16 protein-coding genes are annotated in these 17,483 nt (G+C 40.6%); 6 read left to right on the forward strand and 10 right to left on the reverse strand.

Features of this window, described 5'->3' with window-relative positions:
* Nucleotides 1–271: 271 nt before the first annotated feature.
* From RMX89_RS06200 to RMX89_RS06215, 4 genes are all read right to left on the reverse strand, one after another.
* Nucleotides 272–1,150 (reverse strand): manganese catalase family protein, encoded by an 879-nt coding sequence (locus RMX89_RS06200; protein WP_322688300.1) that lies wholly within the window; start codon nt 1,148–1,150, stop codon nt 272–274.
* A 281-nt stretch (nt 1,151–1,431) separates the two neighbouring features.
* Nucleotides 1,432–2,766: a 50S ribosome-binding GTPase gene (locus tag RMX89_RS06205; protein ID WP_322688301.1), complete on the reverse strand. Its 1,335-nt coding sequence runs from the start codon at nt 2,764–2,766 to the stop codon at nt 1,432–1,434.
* 427 nt (nt 2,767–3,193) lie between these two features.
* Nucleotides 3,194–5,815: a PAS domain S-box protein gene (locus RMX89_RS06210; protein ID WP_322688302.1), complete on the reverse strand. Its 2,622-nt coding sequence runs from the start codon at nt 5,813–5,815 to the stop codon at nt 3,194–3,196.
* A gap of 292 nt (nt 5,816–6,107) precedes the next feature.
* On the reverse strand, nt 6,108–6,806 hold the full coding sequence (locus tag RMX89_RS06215) for a rhomboid family intramembrane serine protease (RefSeq protein WP_322688303.1): 699 nt from the start codon (nt 6,804–6,806) through the stop codon (nt 6,108–6,110).
* A gap of 193 nt (nt 6,807–6,999) precedes the next feature.
* Here RMX89_RS06215 and RMX89_RS06220 point away from each other — a divergent pair, with 193 nt between their 5' ends.
* Nucleotides 7,000–9,132 carry a tetratricopeptide repeat protein gene (locus RMX89_RS06220; protein ID WP_322688304.1) on the forward strand — a complete coding sequence of 711 codons (2,133 nt, stop codon included), beginning with the start codon at nt 7,000–7,002 and terminating at the stop codon, nt 9,130–9,132.
* A gap of 203 nt (nt 9,133–9,335) precedes the next feature.
* Here RMX89_RS06220 and RMX89_RS06225 read toward each other — a convergent pair whose 3' ends face one another.
* Nucleotides 9,336–10,127, reverse strand: a complete 792-nt coding sequence (locus RMX89_RS06225) for an ion transporter (protein ID WP_322688305.1) — start codon at nt 10,125–10,127, stop codon at nt 9,336–9,338.
* Between the two features lie 88 nt (nt 10,128–10,215).
* On the opposite strand from RMX89_RS06225, the gene RMX89_RS06230 reads away from it, so the two are divergent.
* Nucleotides 10,216–10,641 carry a nucleoside deaminase gene (locus RMX89_RS06230; protein ID WP_322688373.1) on the forward strand — a complete coding sequence of 142 codons (426 nt, stop codon included), beginning with the start codon at nt 10,216–10,218 and terminating at the stop codon, nt 10,639–10,641.
* A gap of 176 nt (nt 10,642–10,817) precedes the next feature.
* On the opposite strand, the gene RMX89_RS06235 is transcribed toward RMX89_RS06230, so the two are convergent.
* Nucleotides 10,818–11,321 carry an O-acetyl-ADP-ribose deacetylase gene (locus tag RMX89_RS06235; protein ID WP_322688306.1) on the reverse strand — a complete coding sequence of 168 codons (504 nt, stop codon included), beginning with the start codon at nt 11,319–11,321 and terminating at the stop codon, nt 10,818–10,820.
* A gap of 16 nt (nt 11,322–11,337) precedes the next feature.
* On the opposite strand from RMX89_RS06235, the gene RMX89_RS06240 reads away from it, so the two are divergent.
* Entirely contained in the window at nt 11,338–11,514 is a 177-nt protein-coding gene (locus RMX89_RS06240) for a hypothetical protein (RefSeq protein ID WP_322688307.1), read from the forward strand.
* Nucleotides 11,515–11,558: 44 nt separating this feature from the next.
* Here RMX89_RS06240 and RMX89_RS06245 read toward each other — a convergent pair whose 3' ends face one another.
* Together RMX89_RS06245 and RMX89_RS06250 are read right to left on the reverse strand one after the other, a co-directional pair.
* Nucleotides 11,559–12,221: a response regulator gene (locus tag RMX89_RS06245; protein WP_094347645.1), complete on the reverse strand. Its 663-nt coding sequence runs from the start codon at nt 12,219–12,221 to the stop codon at nt 11,559–11,561.
* The gene (locus tag RMX89_RS06250; protein WP_322688308.1) at nt 12,221–13,486 is read right to left on the reverse strand and encodes a sensor histidine kinase; all 1,266 of its coding nucleotides are present in this window, start codon (nt 13,484–13,486) and stop codon (nt 12,221–12,223) included. Before RMX89_RS06250 ends, RMX89_RS06245 begins: the two co-directional genes overlap by 1 nt.
* A 361-nt stretch (nt 13,487–13,847) precedes the next feature.
* Between RMX89_RS06250 and RMX89_RS06255 the strand changes: the two genes are divergently transcribed.
* The 3 genes from RMX89_RS06255 (at nt 13,848) to RMX89_RS06265 (ending at nt 15,422) form a co-directional block, all read left to right on the forward strand.
* Complete coding sequence (locus RMX89_RS06255; RefSeq protein ID WP_322688309.1) at nt 13,848–14,360, forward strand: P pilus assembly/Cpx signaling pathway, periplasmic inhibitor/zinc-resistance associated protein; 513 nt, start codon at nt 13,848–13,850, stop codon at nt 14,358–14,360.
* A gap of 204 nt (nt 14,361–14,564) precedes the next feature.
* Entirely contained in the window at nt 14,565–14,807 is a 243-nt protein-coding gene (gene sipA, locus RMX89_RS06260) for a regulatory protein SipA (protein WP_322670516.1), read from the forward strand.
* Nucleotides 14,808–14,864: 57 nt separating this feature from the next.
* Nucleotides 14,865–15,422: a peroxiredoxin gene (locus RMX89_RS06265; RefSeq protein WP_322688374.1), complete on the forward strand. Its 558-nt coding sequence runs from the start codon at nt 14,865–14,867 to the stop codon at nt 15,420–15,422.
* Nucleotides 15,423–15,472: 50 nt separating this feature from the next.
* On the opposite strand, the gene modA is transcribed toward RMX89_RS06265, so the two are convergent.
* Nucleotides 15,473–16,267, reverse strand: coding sequence for a molybdate ABC transporter substrate-binding protein (gene modA / locus RMX89_RS06270; RefSeq protein WP_322688310.1), 795 nt, complete (start codon nt 16,265–16,267; stop codon nt 15,473–15,475).
* Between the two features lie 160 nt (nt 16,268–16,427).
* A complete protein-coding gene (locus RMX89_RS06275; RefSeq protein WP_322688311.1) occupies nt 16,428–17,396 on the reverse strand; it encodes a TauD/TfdA dioxygenase family protein in 969 nt (322 codons plus the stop codon).
* Nucleotides 17,397–17,483 lie beyond the last annotated feature (87 nt).

A 17,483-nucleotide genomic window follows, 5' to 3' on the forward strand; every position in this document is an offset into this window, starting at 1 on the left:
CCCACGGGGAAAGGGAGGAGCAACGAGAAATTAGGGTTTTGGCTCCCCTCTGGGTGTCCAAGAGGGGTTGGGGGAGAGGTCAAAAAAGGGCTTGTCGAACTCACGCTAACTGAATCATATTGCAATACAGCGTTCTCCTTTGGATGCAGGTAACACAGCTAGCTGTGCTACCAAAGCTATATATCTGTATCAGGTGTTTTGTAGAATGGTATTGCTGGAAATATGATTAGCCACCGATATTTGTTATACGGTCAATCAAAGGGGGTGGGCTTTAAAGGTCGCCTTGTGCCAGTGGCATTTTCGAGGTACCATGCAGTCGTGGATCGGGCACAGGAGGTTGCGGTTCTGGGCCTAGTGGTTGGGGATTTTCCACATACTCGAATTCGCCTTTGCCATCCATTGAGGGGCCTTTTGCCCAACGACCTTCGGCGCTTTCTGTGCCTTCTGAGTGATTCCAGAACTGATAAGAAAACTCGCGTTTCTCCAATTCCAACGGGAAGGAACTGGGAACCGGAGTGGTTTCTAATCCAGAACTTTCTAAATCTTCAATGGTTGCTAGCCACAAGTTTTGATGCATCGTATCACGAGCGATCATAAAGCTCAAGGTATCTTTCACTCCTCGATCGTCCGTCATTTCATACAGTCGCACTGCTTGCAAACGTCCCTGACTTTCAGCGTGGAGATTAGACCGGAAATCTGCCAACAAGTTGCCACTGGAGACAATAAAACGACCATTCCAAGGATAGCCGACGCTATCAGATGGTGTTGCACCTAAACCAGAGACAATGGCGTGTTGGGGGTTCATCGCCGCCGCCATAATTACATCCCGTGGGTTACTACCGCCCATGACAGCACCCACAACCGCATCTTTGACACTTTCTTCTTGCATTTTGAGCGGCGCTTTATCTAGAAGATGGGCAATCATCGTTGCCAACATCTCAATGTGACCGATTTCCTCAGTCCCAACATCTAGCAGCATATCCCGGTACTTGGCAGGGCCTCGACAGTTCCAGCCCTGAAACAGATACTGCATCATCACGGTCATTTCACCAAAAGTACCGCCGATGAGTTCTTGAATTTTCATTGCATAAACCGCATCTGGTTTTTCTGGCGGCTTAAAATACTGGAGTTTCTTATTGTGATAAAACATTTGAATTCCTCTGTTAATTGCAGATGCTGACACAAAATCAAACAGTTGCCAAACTTTTATCCGATTTTGTGTAGCCTCTCCTTATCTAGGAAACTAATCAAATGCTTTATCTTCATCAGCCTCTAGTCAGATATAAAAAATACTTTTAAATAAGTATTTCGACTAGGGCTTTTTTCTTTATAGTTATGTCTAGGAATGGATTTCAGAAAGCTTTACTTTGTTTTGAGAAAGAATTCAAAAAAATTCAAAATCAAATCACCTGAACTGGATTGTAACTACTCCTAAAGTTTAATCCCCTTAAACCGTTCTTGCGCCGCTTTAAATGCTTCTTGCATCACTAACTGAATTTTTTGAGGATCGGGTTTCTTACCTCCCATTAGATCGCCAAAGTAAACACAGGCTGCTTCGCCTAGTGCCCAAGTATAAGCGGCTGCCCAAGAAGCTGCGATCGCACTCCCAAAACCTGGTATAAATTTAATTAACTCTCTGGCAATTGCCTGTGCGAAAAAACCACCTGCGATCGCACTCACAACGCCTCCCGCCTGAGAGGGAGTAACTGTCTGCCCATATAATTTACCCAACAGTCCCACCATTGATACTTGCAAAGCAGTCAGTACGGGCATTGTGGCAAATGGTAGAGGTACGGCAGCCAGAGTTGCAGACATAATCGCAAATGGCAAAATATAACGGCGTGCAGTATCTCGGTAAAGGTTGCCAATTTGCTTGCCAACTTCTTCTCGGTCTAATAATTGATAAATCGCTTGGGCTTCTGCTTGTGGGAGTAGTTCTGCTAAAGAATCTCGCAGTGCTTCTAAGCCATAAAATACTTGAGTGTAGCCATCTTCTTCTAAGGTAAAGTCAATGAGTACAGAGCGATCTGTGATTTCTGCAAAGGCTTCTTGTATTGCCGCAAATGCGCGGTTGACTTCTTGATAATCTGGCGGATATGCGGGATGATCGACGGTATCGCCAGGATAAACTTCGTGCAAGCAGGTAACTACCAGCAGACAGGGAATGTCTGGATACTTCTGGCGCAGTTGTTGAGCAATTTGTCGTAAGGTATCAGTTGCAAAATCATTAATTTTAACCGTCAAAAGCAGGATTCTGGCGGAACGAGTTTCCTGTTGTAAATCGCCAACTAACTCCTGAATAATTTTTTGAGTATCTTGTTTGACATCACCCAGCCCCACTGTATCAGTAAAAATCAGTAGCGGCAGGTCATTGGAAGGATAGGCATAACGTTGGGTGTGTTGCGTGTGTGGGCGAAATCCTTGACCGATAATTTCAGCCGAAACTCCCGTCAATCCCCTCACAATGGAACTTTTTCCGGCTTGAGGTTTACCAATTAAGAGGGCTTCTGTGGTTGGCAGTTCGGCTCGGATTTTCTCTAAAATCTCTGCAACCTGAGTATCGCTGACACTAAACCATTCAACAACTGTCTGTGCCAGTTGTTCTACGGGTAGGTGTTGTGTTAGACGTGTTGTTGCTTTGTTCCATACGCCAGCAATCTGATTTGTCCAGGAATTATCGGCCGACTTGGTAATCGTTTTGTCGGTCGGTTCGCTCAATTGCTGAGAATCAGTTGATGGTAAATCAGCATCACGTTGCTCAGTCATTTTCATCCAAATCTAGAAGACCCTTTTTGTCATCTTATAGCGATTCTCAAAGGGATAACTAGTACCTTTAGTAGTGTTCCTGAGCATGAGCGATCGCGTTTTGGCTGACAATGCGATCGCGTTTTGGCTGACAATGCGATTGTTTCGGCTGACAAGGCGATTGCATTGACTAACAATGCGATTGCATCGACTAACAATGCGATTGACCTTTCAAGACGCGATTCATCGCGTCTCTACAATCTGGGTTTTGTTGCTCATTCTGAACTGTATTGTCGCAAAATTTGCCCTCATCCCCCAACCCCTTCTCTCAATATTGGGAGAAGGGGAGCGAATTTCAAAGTCCCTTTCCCAAGCTTGGGAGAGGGATTTAGGGTGAAAGCTCATTGATTCATCCAAAAAGTCTATTACTTCAAAAACGGATTTAGTATCAACTTGGTTCAATCAAATCAGCGATCGCTTGTACCAATACATCTGGATCTACTGGTTTAGAAATATGCATTTGAAATCCTGCGGCTAATGCTTGCTGCTGATTCATTTCTCCTGCATAAGCTGTCAGAGCGATCGCGGGTACGTTTCCTCCTTGTTCAGGGGATCGCGATCGCACTTCACGCATCAGCATATAACCGTCTGTTTTTGGCATTCCAATATCGCTAATTAAAACATCTGGTATCGAGTCAGATAGCGCTTGTAGTGCTTCCTGTGCTGATGACACGGCGGTTACTTGCACGCCGTAGTCTTGCAAAATAAAGGTAACTAAATCGCGGATATCTGGTTCATCGTCCACTACCAAAACTTGAGTGTCTGCAAGCAGCGAGGATTCCGGCTCTGAATATGAGGACTGATTCTCTTCACCCCGAAATTGTTCGCTTCTCACCAAAAGCGGTAACTCGACAGTGAAGCTTGCACCCAATCCTTCTCCCAGACTTTCGGCTTGAACATTTCCCCCATGCATTTCTACAACCTTACGCACGATCGCTAATCCTAAACCTAGTCCGCCAAATGTGCGTGTAGTTGTGCCATCAGCTTGGCGAAAGTAATCAAATACATAAGGCAAAAAGTCTAGGCTAATTCCTTTACCTGTATCGCTGACCTGAATTTGAGCCTGATTACCAACTTCCATGAGTCGAATTTCTACCCGTCCTCCTGTTGGTGTAAATTTTACCGCATTAGAAAGCAAGTTCCACACAACTTGTTGCAGCCGATTTGGGTCGCCCATAACTTGTCCCAAATTGGGATCAAATAAGGTTTTAATTTGAATTGACTTGGCTTGTGCTGCTAGTTTTACTGTTTCTAGCACTGCTTCAACTACCATTACCAAGCTGACAGGACAGATATTCAAGTTTAATTTTCCTTGCAGGATGCGCGACACATCCAACAAATCTTCAATTAGCTGAGTTTGTAACTTGGCGTTGCGTTCAATGGTTTCTAAGGCGTGGTTAGTAGTTTTTTCATCAAACTTGCGAGTCCGCAGCATTTTCGACCATCCCAGGATGGGATTGAGTGGGGTTCGCAGTTCATGGGAGAGAACCGCCAGAAACTCATCTTTAATTTGGTTGGCGATTTCTGCTTGTTGTCGTGCTGTCCTTTCGCAATCGAGTAGGCGATCGCATTCTTGTTCAGCCAATTTGCGCTCGGTGATGTCCAGTATAAAAGCAACACCATGTTCTTGGGAATCATTCAGCAAAGCTATCCCCAAAACAATCGGTACTCGCTTGCCGTTACGCTGGATGTACTCTTTTTCATAAATTTTGGAAACTCCGGTGGTTTGCACCTCCAAAAGGGCGCGGTCGTCTGAATTCTGATACTCAACAGGAGTCAGTTCTCTCCAATTAATTCCACCTAAAGTAGCAAACTCATCACGAGTGTAGCCAGCTAGTTGAAGAAAGGCATCATTGGCATCAATCACAAAGCCATGCACATTCCAAAAAGCGACCCCAATCAAGTTAGATTCAAACAAACGCCGAAAACGTGCTTCACTTTCACGTAAAATTTTTTCTGCCCGTTTGTGTTCGGTAATATCGCGAGAAACAGTAATTACGCCTTCAATAGTTTGGTCAACATTCCGTAATGGTGTGAGAATATATTCATAATAATGTACGCCATCACGAGTAATATATTTACACTCATCTTTAATCGGTTGCCCAGTTTTCATTACAGCAAGTCGTTGATTATCTACCTGGGTTATTAGGTCTGCGGGTAAATCCATTTCTGGCAAACTTTTACCGATAATATCTTCGGGATTTAAACCTAGTATAGTTGCTCCATCGCGGCTGACATATTGATAACGACCTTGGCAATTAAAGATGTAAATATGATCTACTGAAGCAGTGAGGATGGCATTTAAAATATTTGCCTGTTCTTGGACTTGTGTTGTGAGTTTGCGAGTACTTTCTTTTGCCTGCTGACACACAGTAGTTTCCATACAAACGCCGATCATTCGCACCGCTTGGCCTTGAGCGTTATAGATAAATTTTCCGTTAGCATAAATCCAATGTGTACTTTGGTCTGAGCGAACTATACGAAATTCATCATTGTAGTCAGTCTTTTGTGTCAAAGCGTGGGCGATCGCTTGCATTACAGATTGACTATCTTCAGGATGAACGCATTTTTTAAACGTTTCATAAGGACTATCATAACTACTTGGAAGTAGACCAAAAAGTAGTTCATAATTTTCCGACCAAATAACTTGATTGGTAACAATATTCCAATCCCACAAGCCCATCTGGGATACCTCTAGAGTCAGCCTCAGCCGTTCTTCACTCTCTCTAAGGACTACTTCTAACTGCTGACGCGCCGCAATTTCTTGTTGGAGTTGCTCTAAAATTACTGCTACCTCTGTAGGCATGAGATGCGCAGATGTTTCCTTAAGTTTAATATAAGGATTTTCTGCTTCTACTGGCAGCTTTCTTTTTAGTTCTGTTAATTGTTCTTCAAGCGCTGCTTGCCTTTGTTGATAAAATATCTCTGATTGCTCTAACTCAGCTACCCGTTGCCGCAAAACTGCTAATTCTTCAGTAAGTTGAAAGTTAATTTTCTCAACATTTTGCATATTCTACACCGTTAATATTTAACAATATCCACTTGAAGAGTAAATATTCCCTAGTACTGCAAGGCGGAATTAAAAATTAAAAATTTAAAAATAAAATTTAATATCAGCGTCAGCGTTTGATTAATTATGCTTTATTAAGCAAAAACAATTTATATATTTCAGCCCAAAGGTATATATGAGTTTCAATAACTGTAAGGTAAGCACTGCCAAAAATATCAAAATTCAGCTTTATGACATCAGTAATTTAATAGTGCCCACCTTAGAAATAATAGCTAGATTGCTAAATTAAAATTTATTTCTTGAATCGGATGAAAGTTGCACCAATCAATAATGCCACAACTTGCCCTAAGAAGACAACACCCGATTGATTTACGCCAACAGGAGGAATATTTAAACTGCCAATACCATAAAATAATTGTTGTACAAACCACCAAAATATATAGAAAAAGGCTGGTAGCTGGATAGGGATATACAAGATTATTAGCGGTAAAACAGTGTCAATTGTAGCTTTAGGAAACTTCATAACGTATACTCCTAAAATAGCTGCGATCGCACCATTTGCCCCAATCAATGGAACTGTCAAACTCGGTTCAAGCAGAATTTGTATTACACCTGTCATTAGACCAGCAGCCAGATAAAATCCTAAATAACGTCTGTGTCCTAAAAGATTTTCTACAGTTTTCCCAAAAACCCACAAAAATAGTAAATTTCCTAATATTTGACTAAAACTGCCGTGCAGAAACATTCCAAAAAATAGGGTAAATACCCGCCAAATTACAACTATCCAAGCAGCAGAGTTGAAAAAGAGAGCATTGGTAACTGCTCCACTAATCTGCGCTGGAATCATACCCCAAGTATTGACAAAATAGCCTAATTGACCGCTAAACTCTAGTTGAAGTTCCCATAAAAATATAACCAGGTTAATGCCAATTAACCAGTAATTAATAATTGGTTTATTTCGACAACGAATGTTATCACTAATAGGAATCATATAAATTTGTCATTTGTCATTGGTCATTGGTCATTTGTCATTTGTCGTCATTAGTTATTCTCCCCCTGCCTCCCCTGCCTCCCCTGCCTCCCCTGCCTCCCCTGCCTCCTCTGCCTCCTCTGCTTCCATCACTCCTTCTTAGCCTGTGGCAAGATTGAAATCAGATCGCATTGCACTTAACTAGGCAAACAAGATGCTAGGAAACACACTTGTAGGAAGATACCAAATTATTAGTAACTTGGGAGGTGGGGGTTTTGGTGAAACTTTTGTGGCTTGTGATACCCAATTACCTGGTTCACCTCTATGTGTTGTTAAGAAACTCAAACCCCAGGCAAGCGATCCGGTAACTTTGGAAACAGCTAGGCGTTTATTTGATACGGAAGCACAAGTTCTGTATAAATTAGGAACTCACGATCGCATTCCCCAACTTTTAGCTTACTTTGAGGAAAATGCCGAATTCTATCTTGTACAAGAATTGATCGAAGGTCATGACCTGAGTAAAGAATTAACATCAGGTAAAATCCTCAGTCAAGAAGAAGTCATTTCACTTTTACAAGAACTTTTGACAATCTTAGAATTTGTCCATCAACAGAATGTAATTCATCGTGATGTCAATCCTCACAATATTCTTAGACGCCAACCAGATGGCAAACTAATTTTAATTGATTTTGGTGCAGTTAAACAAATTGCAACTCAAGTTATTACTCCCCAAGGTCAAACTCTTGCAACAGTAGCTATCGGTACGCCTGGATATATTCCTGGGGAACAAGCTCATGGTACGCCAAAATTAAGCAGTGATATCTATGCTGTGGGAATCATTGCTATTCAAGCTCTCACTGGATTATCACCAGAGGAAATAGTAAAAGATGCTGATACTAATGAAATTATCTGGCACGATAAAGCCACGGTAACACCAGAATTTTCTCAATTCTTAGATAAAATGGTGTGCTACGACTTTCGGCAACGCTATCCTTCGGCAACAGTGGCATTACAAGCGCTGAAAGAATTAAGACAACCACCTGTTCAGACAATAGCGTTAACTCCTCCTCCACCAAAAAATATCAACAAACCTGAACCAAAAAAAGGTATTTTAGGTAAAATTTTACTAACAATATTTTTCTTTACTGTTGGCGGAATAGCATCAATATTTATTTGGAATTACATTAATTCAAATAATGCTATAGAATTATCTAAACAAGGAAATACATTTTTTGATTTACAACGCTATCAAGACGCGCTAGAAGTATATGAAAAAGCCGTTAATCTCAGACCAGATTATGCTCAAGCTTGGAATGGTCAAGGCAAAACACTAAATAAATTAAGAAAATACAAAGACGCATTAGTGGCGTATGACAAAGCAATTCAAATTCAGCCAGATTATTTAGATGCTTGGATTGGACGTGGTACTGTATTAGGAAATTTACAGCGATATCAAGAAGCGATCGCCTCTTTTGATAAAGCCTTAGAATTAAAGAATGACAACTCAGAAGTCTGGAATGCTAGGGGTGAAGCTTTCAGCAATTTAAACCAATATGACCAAGCAATTAAGTCTTATGAAAAGGCAATTGAACTCAAACCAGATAATTACGAAGCTTGGTATAAAAAAGGATTAGCTTTGCAGAACTCTAGACAATATGAAGAAGCGATCGCCGCTTATCAAAAAGTCGTAGATTTAAAACCAGACTACGAGCAAGCCTGGTATAATTTGGGGAATGCACTAGTCAATTTAAAACGCTATCAAGATGCATTTACAGCTTATGATAAATCGGTGCAATATCAGCCAGATTATTACCAAGCTTGGTTATTTAGAGGTAATATATCACTGAATTTACAGCGTTACCCAGAAGCGATTGAATCTTTTAATCAAGTAATTAAATACAACCCCAGAAGCTATCAAGCATGGTATAATTTGGGATGGTCGCTGCATCAAAACAAACGCTATGAAGAAGCAATAAAAGCTTATAGTAAAGCGGCGACACTTAAGCCAAATAACTATCAACTCTGGTATAATTTGGGAAATTCACAATACATATTGCAGAAATACGAAGATGCGATCGCGTCTTATAATAAGGCAGTTCGTTATAAACCAGACCATTCCGAAAGCTGGTATAGTAGAGGCAATGCTCTATTAAATTTAAAACGGTTTCAAGATGCGATCGCTTCTTACGATCGAGCAATAAAATACAAGCCTAACTACCAACAAGCAATAGAGGGCCGCAATCAAGCCCAAATTCAACTGCAAGGCGAAAAAGCAAAGCCTGTACCCGTAATTGTACCAACTCTTCCATTTCCTAATTCCACGAATCCACCGCAGACGACACCTTAAACTGAACCTGGGTTTTCATCAAGGGAGATATCCTATAGGAGTTAAAAAGAACGGAGAGACGTAGCAGTGCTACATCTCTCCAAGGATGATGGATAACGCATATTTATAGCCGTAGTTACATAAGTTAGGACATTTGTAAAGGGTGAATGCTAGAGCTAGCAATAGTTTTACCTCCTGCCTCCTGCTATAATTTCACCAGATATTTAATCAATCCTGCGACTAGGTAACTTAGTCCCACATCTCTGACAAAACCCAGCATTTACATCATGGAAAGCTAAACCACAACCCGAACAAACTATTTCTACCTGATTAGCAGTTTTCACTACTTGCTTAATTAAATCCCCCACTTGCCAAGGAATCAATGCAATTCCGGTAAAAATCATCAATACTGTTAGCAAACGTCCTGATTCCGAAATTGGAATAACATCACCAAATCCTACAGTTGTCATTGTGACAACAGAGAAGTAGAATGCATCCAAAAATGTACCGTAATTTTCAGGATTAACCGGATGCTCGACTTGATAAATTAAGCCAGAATAAATAAAAACAATTGCAAATAATGTAAATAATATTCGCGCAAAAATCATCCCATCTTCGCTGCTGATACTAGCGAATAAAAACTTTCTATCTATAAATCTAATTAATCGTAAAATCCGAAACCATCGTAATAGGCGGATAAAGCTAATATCTACCATACCGAGAAAAAATGGTAGAATCGCCATTAAGTCAATAATCGAATAAAAACTAAAAATATACTTAATTTTGTTTTCCGCACTCCACAGGCGGAGCAAATATTCCACAGCGAAGATGATGACGATCGCAGTATCAGCTACATTTAACTGAAACCGCATATCATCAGGAATATTATATGTCTCTGCCACAAAAATTCCTGATGATATTAGCACCAAAGAGGCAAGGGTTAAATTAATTGCTTTACCTATTGGTGTTTCTAGGTCTTCTAGGTAAAACTCTGTTTCTTGTCTGCTCAGTAACATATTCGACCATTAAAACATCTTAATTCCCAGTTATAACATTAGAAATACGATATTATTAACCATTATCCTTATGTTAACCTCAGCTTATATGAACTCAGAATCTTTTATGCGTTTAGCATTGGCAGAAGCAAAAAAAGGCGATGCACCCTACGGTGCAGTGATTGTTAAAGATAACGAAGTCGTTGCCGTAGCTCATAATACTGTAAAGAGAGACAACGATCCATCAGCCCATGCAGAAATCAATGCTATTCGTAGTTTAACAGCTAAATTGAAAAACCCCTCTTTAGAAGGTTATAGCATATATACAACTGGCGAACCTTGTCCGATGTGTGCAACTGCTTGTGTTTGGAGTGGTTTATCAGAGATTGTATATGGTGCTTCAATTCAAGATTTAATTACTGTAAATCAATCACAAATTAGTATATCTTGCGAAGAGGTAATCGCTAATTCATTTCAGAAAATAAAAGTCACAAAAGACGTTTTAAAAAATGAATGTTTGGAATTATTTAAATAAGCTATCAAAAAACTTATTTTTAGAGTATCCCTTTCAAAGTAACTCGAAAACTCTCCTTCTTTCTCTTTGTGTTACAGACACTTTGCTCAAGTCGGAAAACTTTCCCATGCAAGTATCATTCTCAGTGCATCTGCGGTTTAAAAGTAATTTCTCTAATGAATATTGATTTATTTATGTCAATGCGTAATCCCTAAAATATTCGCATATATTTCATAGTTTTCTGGATCGTAGCAGCAAAAAATTATTTTTTGTGGACGACCATTCTTTTGTAGCTGTTCATCGCATATTTTCACTGCCACCTCAGCCGCTAAAGCTTTAGGATATTTATAAATCCCAGTACTAATGCAAGGAAATGCCAAACTATTAAACTCTTTATCTGCGGCAATTTGCATACATTTATAATAACACTGGGCTAGAAGTTCGGGTTCTCCGTCATTACCTCCTCGCCATACTGGGCCTACGGTATGAATGATGAAGTTTGCAGGTAAGCGATATCCTTTAGTTAGTTTAGCATCGCCAATTTTACATCCTCCAAGTGACCTACATTCATCAACTAGGTCTGATCCAGATGCCTTGTGTATCGCTCCATCTACGCCGCTACCCCCAAGCAAACTAGTATTTGCAGCATTGACGATGGCATCAACTTCTAACTTTGTGATATCACCCAAAATGACTTCCATAAAACAATTAAGCCCAATGAGATTAATTTACATACTACAAGCGTATTATGTAAATGTCCATTATACAGTTTTAGCTTCAAGCTTAACAATCAGTTTGCTTAAGGTGATGAGCGATGGCATTTCTAGCGATCGCCTGCTTTTTGCTGATTTATTCAATCATTTCTTGTCTACTTTATTAATGCGGAAGTTATGATTTTTTTATTTGTATAAATAGCTCAGTAAATAATTACGAATTATTTAACTTGGCTCATTCAAATACGATAAATATGTATTTGCCCAAATCGCAGCTTGAGTGCGATCGCGCAAATTTAATCTGTTTAAAATATTCGTAACATGATTTTTCACCGTCCCCTCAGAAATGTAGAGTCCGTGAGCTATTTCTCGGTTACTAGCGCCTGTAGCAATTAATCGCAAAACCTCTTTTTCTCTAGGAGTAAGTTCAGCTAAACTAGATGGTAAAGGCAGTGAATGAGTTGGTGCAACATGGGAAAATTGGGTCAACAGCTTTTTAACTATACCTGGGCCTAATTGCGTATATCCTTTATGAACGGCACGAATAGCAACAGCTAATTCCTCTGATGGTGTATCTTTCAATAAATAACCCATAGCCCCATTTTTTAAAGCTGCTGACACATATTCATCATCATCAAAAGTCGTTAGTACTAAAATCTTAGTTTTGGCAAAACGTTTTTGAATCTCCTTTGTGGCTGCAACTCCATCCATAATCGGCATTCTGATATCTAGCAAGATTACATCTGGCTGAAATTCTGCAACAAAATTAATTGCTTGTTCGCCGTTTTCTGCTTCTCCAACTATTTCTAAATCTGGTTCTAATTCCAATAATGCTCTTAATCCTTGGCGAATTAAACTTTGGTCATCTACCAGCAAGACTTTAATCATTATGTTAACCTTGTTAATGGAATATTAACTGTAATTTTGCAGCCAGAGCCAAGAGCGCTATTAATATTAAACTGACCCCCAAGTGCTAAAGTGCGATCGCGCATACTATGAAGTCCAAAACCAGTGGTATTTTGCCTGACATCAAAACCTTTACCATTATCCTGAATTATCAATTGTAAATTGCCTTTAGTCGTAGTGAGTTCCAATTTTACTTCTGTGGCATAGGCATATTTAGATATATTAGTTAAAGATTCTTGAGTAATCCGATAAATAGCAGTATTGATTTCAGGTGGTAGAGAATATTCCAGGTTGATTTGATAAATTGGTAATATTCCATTAAAGCGATAAAAATTTTCTGAAAGACTAGCGATCGCATCTTCTAAAGATTGTTCTTGTAATGGATTAGAACGCATAGTAGAAACAGATTGACGAACATCTTTTAGCGCTTTTGAACCTAATTCCTTTGCAGTTGCAAGAAATGTTTCAGCTTTACCTGGATTAGATTGCCATAGTTTTAAAGCAGTTTCTAATTGCAGATTTAAAGCAGTCAGAGAATGTCCTAATGAATCATGAATTTCACGAGCAATACGGTTACGTTCTTCTAAGGTAGCTTGATTTTCAATTTGCATGGCATATTGACGGAGTTTGTCGTTAGCAAGAGCTAGCTTTTCTCGACTTTGCCGTTCAGACAAAACTGCATTCATCATCAACAATACAAAAACCAAACTTAAGCCAAATACTAGCGACGAATTCAAAATCAAAAATCGATATCGCTCTTGTGCCTGCGGCGATGCTTGAAAATTGAATAATTGATATTTTAGTTGTGTAGTAACTAAAAATAAGGCAAATGACAAAGCTGTAACGAATAAGCGTCCATTTAACTGAAAAATCAGACAACTACGAGTCACTAAAATTATATATAAAAAAGGAAAAAGCCGAGCAAATCTTTCTCCAAAAAGTCCAATGATTAAAATTAATAAAATTTCAATGACTGTATATATTACTTTAGTTGTCTGATTTTTTCTGGGTAATGTTAAGCCCATTGCCGCAAAAATAATCAGACTAAAAATTGATAGTTCTGGCAATATGCTACAAACTGACAAGTCAGGAAATGCACCACAAATTGATAGCTCTAGAGGCTTGGGACGAAATCGCCGTAACGGAGGTGGTATCACAGCTGTCAATGCGGTGATTGCCAGTAATGTCCACTCCAGATAAAGCAGAGACGGAAAAGGATGTTTCTTAATTTCAATTGGACGACTCATTAGTCGCGTTGCTCCAGTTAGAAGTGATGAGTTATAAGTTAGAAGTTAGGAATTAGAAGTGAATAATCCCGAAGATTTTAACAGATGCTTTTTCCGCTTAATTGGTTCCTTGATTGAGAAATTAAAAGCAAATTCAAAGAACAAATTCGTTAGGCAATCAGCTAAATAATGACTGATAAAATCATCATAATCAAAATTTTCATAATTTATAACTCCTAACTCCTAACTTCTACCTCTTAACTATCTCTTGTCAATCATGACTAAAGTCATGGGTATAACCATGACTTTCTCCTCATGTAACTGCTGAAGATAAGTTCTTATGATGGTGGCATCCAACCAGGAAAAACCCACCAGATAAGTAATGAAACTCAAAGCATTATCGCTAGTTGCTTCCGCGATCGCTCTCACTTTAACTGCAACCTCCTTTGCTGTTCACGCTCAAACAGCCTCTCCTTCACCCCTGTTACTTGCACAAACTCCACAAAAAGAAAGAGGCCCTTGGAAAGAGTTGGGTCTAACAGATGCCCAAAAAACCCAAATTCAGACAATTCGTCGCGATAGTCGCGCCAAATTTGAAGCAGTTTTGACCCCAGAACAAAAAGCAAAATTAGAGGCAGCCAAACAAGCACGGCGGGCTGAATGGCAAGCGCGTAAAGCTCAAGGGCAAACAGGTCAACGGCAACCCGGTCAACGTCGAGGAAAGGGTGGTTTTGCTGACTTAAATCTAACTGAAGCCCAAAAAACCCAAATGCGACAAATTCGCGAGTCTGAGAAACAACAGATTCAAGCAGTCTTAACCGCAGAACAGCGTCAAAAATTAGAGCAATTCCGTCAAAATGCTCCTTCACGCCGTCAACAAGGCAATCCTCAATAATCATCTTTCAAAAAATAATAATTCTGGGGTGGGCAGTGCCGCCCATCTCAATCCCAAAATAGATTATATAGACTTCTTGCAGAAGATGCGGAAAGGGGAAAAACTTCATCCCCTTTCCCTTTCCCTATTTATTCCCCTACTCAATTTAGTAGACTTTCAAGCTAGTTTTGAGTTATGAGTTAATCAAAACTCCGCTTGATTAAAATGTCAAAAGAATTCGCAATTGGTAGTAAAGTCCGTGTTGTGGCGCTACCAGCTTATGTCAAAACTGCTGAACCTATGCCCATGCTACGCCCCCCTAATGTAATTCACATGGGCGAAGAAGGTATAGTGATTGACCGCAGACCCGGTGGATATTGGGGGATTCGCTTTGCTAGGGGTGTCTTTCTCCTAGATAGTCAATATATCGAAAGTACAGATACCCCTGCCGAATCTCATTCAGAATAAGATTTCTCGCAACCAAGAATTGTAAACTTGTGTAAAGTTGTGATTCTGGTTTACACCATGATTTCCCGCCGCACTTTTTTAAGCATATTATTTGCCAGCTGTATTTCTGTCATCAGCTGGCTGAATTTTACCCCTACTGCTGATGCTATGGGTGGTAAACTTCCGCCAATTAATCAACCCGCACCTGAGTTTACTTTGCCAACCAACACAGGTGATGGCAAAATTTCCCTCTCTGACTTGCGCGGTAAATGGCTAGTCCTGTATTTTTATCCTAAAGACTTTACCTCTGGTTGTACTATAGAGGCTCGTCGTTTTCAGCAAGACTTACCCCAATATCTCGAAAAAAATACCCAGATTATTGGCGTTAGTGTTGATGACATTGATTCCCACGCCAAATTTTGTGATTCAGAAGGACTCAAATTCCCCTTGTTGGCTGACACTGATGGTTCAGTGAGCAAAGCTTACGGTTCGTGGCTTGGCTTTTTATCTATGCGCCACAGTTTCATCATCGATCCTCAAGGCGTCTTGCGCGAGACTTTTGTCAAAGTCAACCCAACTATTCACAGTTCAGAAGTGCTGGCACGACTAGAAAAATTACAGTCTACAGCTTCTTAAACTTCAATTAATCAACAAGGGGCTTAAGCCCCTTACTTAAGCCCCTTATTTTAACTCACAATAAACCCATATTTTTTGAGTACAGTTTTGGCTTCATTGCCAGATAGAAACTGAACAAATTCTTTGGCAGCAGAAGGATTTTTACTGCTTTTAATTATTGCTACCGGATAGACAATTGGGGAATGAAATTTATCATCAGCAGCAACTACGACTTTTACCTTGTTGGAAATTTTGGCATCAGTGGCATAAACTAAACCCGCTTCGGCGTTACCACTTTCTACTGCTGCTAAAACTTGACGCACATTGTTAGCAAAGACCAATTTCGACTTGAGGCGATCGTAAAGTTTCAATTTCTTTAAGACTTGCTCACCATATTGACCGGCGGGTACGCTTCTGGGTTCACCGATCGCAATTTTTTTAATCTTACTATCTGTTAAATTGTAGAAGCTATTGATGCCAACAACATCCTGAGCCACAATCAATACTAGACGGTTATTTGCCAGGTTAGTACGGCTACCTGGTAGCAACAGTCCCTTTTCTTCCAAAGCATCCACTTGCTTTTTGCCAGCAGAAATAAAGATATCTGCTGGCGCACCTTGCTCAATCTGTTGCTGCAATGCACCAGAAGCCCCAAAATTATAATTAATATTGATATTTGATTTACTTTGTTGGTATAAAGGCTTAATTTCTTCCAGTGCCTCTTTTAAGCTGGCAGCTGCGGACACAAGTATGCTGGTGTTTGACTGTGCTATTACAGGAGAAGGAGGAACCAAAGGTAAACCAATTGCTAGCAGCAAGCCAGCGATCGCTATACCCAAAAAGCCAAAAATTTGTCTTCTTTTCATAGAAAAGGCGTTTGAAGGGTTTCTTCCATAAAATTGACGTTAGGTAAAATAGTACCAAATATACCAACTTATAACCAACTATATCGGTAAAAATCTGCCGATAAAAATTTCAGTAGGTATGGGCTACGAACAGCGCAGCCCTTGTTTACCACTCTGTAGCTTATGAAAGTGCTGATACTGGTTCTAACTTCTCAGCTTTGTTCTTCAATACGGTTGGTAGTTCGCTGTTGAACGCCTCACCTTCAACCACTTGCGATCGGAAACCATCGGGCCCAACTGGAACATCGCCCGTGATGGTGGTGCGATAGAGAACGCGCTCGACTTCCAGGTGATCCAAGTCTTGAGGGGCCAAATGGGAGGTAGCGCGGTTATCCCAGAATGCAATGTCACCGTTATTCCAGCGGAAGCGGGTGGTGTAGGCGGGCTTGGTAATCTGGTTGAAGAACAACTCAAGCAGCAAGTCGCTCTCTTGTCGTGATACGTCGATTATGTGCGAGGTGAAGCCAGGGTTGACGTATAATGCGCGTTCACCAGTCTCAGGATGAACCCTTACCACTGGATGGATTGAAACCAGGGGATTGGCTGCGATGCGCTGGGCAATCTTGCTGTTGCTGGGCAAATTCAAACGCGCATTGAAGCGATGTTCGGCCTTTAATGTGTCTGCTAATGCCCGTAGGGGTGCTGACAGACCCTCATAGGCTGCAACTAAATTTGTCCACTGTGTGTCACCACCGAAGCTAGGGACATTAACCGCACGCAAAATTGATGCCGCAGGTGGGTTGACAACTGCTGTAACATCGGTGTGCCAACGGCTCTCATAGCTGGAACGACGCAGACCATTGCGCCGCTCGTAACGGCTACGGTCAATGGGCAAGATTTCTGAGAAGCCTTCAATCGGCTCGTCTTCGTGGGGATGTGCGTAAGTCACTTCACCAAAACGAGCCGTGAATGCAATCTGTGCCGCATGATCGATGTTTTGACCGCGAAAGAACACGACTTTCCACTTCAATAGTGCTTGACGAATTTCTTTGACTGCATCATCGTGCAAAGGACGTGACAAGTCTACGCCGCTGATTTCGGCACCGATGAAACCTGCTACCTGTTTGACTTCAATGTGTTTGTTGCTCATCTCAATTCTCCATAGTTTGATCGATCGGGCGGTGTTCGCACTCGTCCGTTTACTTGAGATATGTTGCTTGCGCTTAATGGCTACATA

Origin of the sequence: Nostoc sp. DedSLP04 (genome assembly GCF_034530775.1) — a bacterium.
In the GTDB taxonomy this organism is placed as follows: Bacteria; Cyanobacteriota; Cyanobacteriia; order Cyanobacteriales; family Nostocaceae; genus Nostoc.

Coding starts and splice junctions, on each gene's coding strand:
- RMX89_RS06255 (WP_322688309.1), top strand. CDS start 13,848: ATGAAACTCAAAGCATTATCGCTAGTTGCTTCCGCGATCGCTCTCACT.
- RMX89_RS06245 (WP_094347645.1), bottom strand. CDS start 12,221: ATGATTAAAGTCTTGCTGGTAGATGACCAAAGTTTAATTCGCCAAGGA.
- RMX89_RS06215 (WP_322688303.1), bottom strand. CDS start 6,806: ATGATTCCTATTAGTGATAACATTCGTTGTCGAAATAAACCAATTATT.
- RMX89_RS06235 (WP_322688306.1), bottom strand. CDS start 11,321: ATGGAAGTCATTTTGGGTGATATCACAAAGTTAGAAGTTGATGCCATC.
- RMX89_RS06210 (WP_322688302.1), bottom strand. CDS start 5,815: ATGCAAAATGTTGAGAAAATTAACTTTCAACTTACTGAAGAATTAGCA.
- RMX89_RS06225 (WP_322688305.1), bottom strand. CDS start 10,127: ATGTTACTGAGCAGACAAGAAACAGAGTTTTACCTAGAAGACCTAGAA.
- RMX89_RS06220 (WP_322688304.1), top strand. CDS start 7,000: ATGCTAGGAAACACACTTGTAGGAAGATACCAAATTATTAGTAACTTG.
- RMX89_RS06200 (WP_322688300.1), bottom strand. CDS start 1,150: ATGTTTTATCACAATAAGAAACTCCAGTATTTTAAGCCGCCAGAAAAA.
- RMX89_RS06265 (WP_322688374.1), top strand. CDS start 14,865: ATGATTTCCCGCCGCACTTTTTTAAGCATATTATTTGCCAGCTGTATT.
- RMX89_RS06250 (WP_322688308.1), bottom strand. CDS start 13,486: ATGAGTCGTCCAATTGAAATTAAGAAACATCCTTTTCCGTCTCTGCTT.
- sipA (WP_322670516.1), top strand. CDS start 14,565: ATGTCAAAAGAATTCGCAATTGGTAGTAAAGTCCGTGTTGTGGCGCTA.
- RMX89_RS06205 (WP_322688301.1), bottom strand. CDS start 2,766: ATGACTGAGCAACGTGATGCTGATTTACCATCAACTGATTCTCAGCAA.
- RMX89_RS06240 (WP_322688307.1), top strand. CDS start 11,338: ATGAGATTAATTTACATACTACAAGCGTATTATGTAAATGTCCATTAT.
- RMX89_RS06230 (WP_322688373.1), top strand. CDS start 10,216: ATGAACTCAGAATCTTTTATGCGTTTAGCATTGGCAGAAGCAAAAAAA.
- modA (WP_322688310.1), bottom strand. CDS start 16,267: ATGAAAAGAAGACAAATTTTTGGCTTTTTGGGTATAGCGATCGCTGGC.
- RMX89_RS06275 (WP_322688311.1), bottom strand. CDS start 17,396: ATGAGCAACAAACACATTGAAGTCAAACAGGTAGCAGGTTTCATCGGT.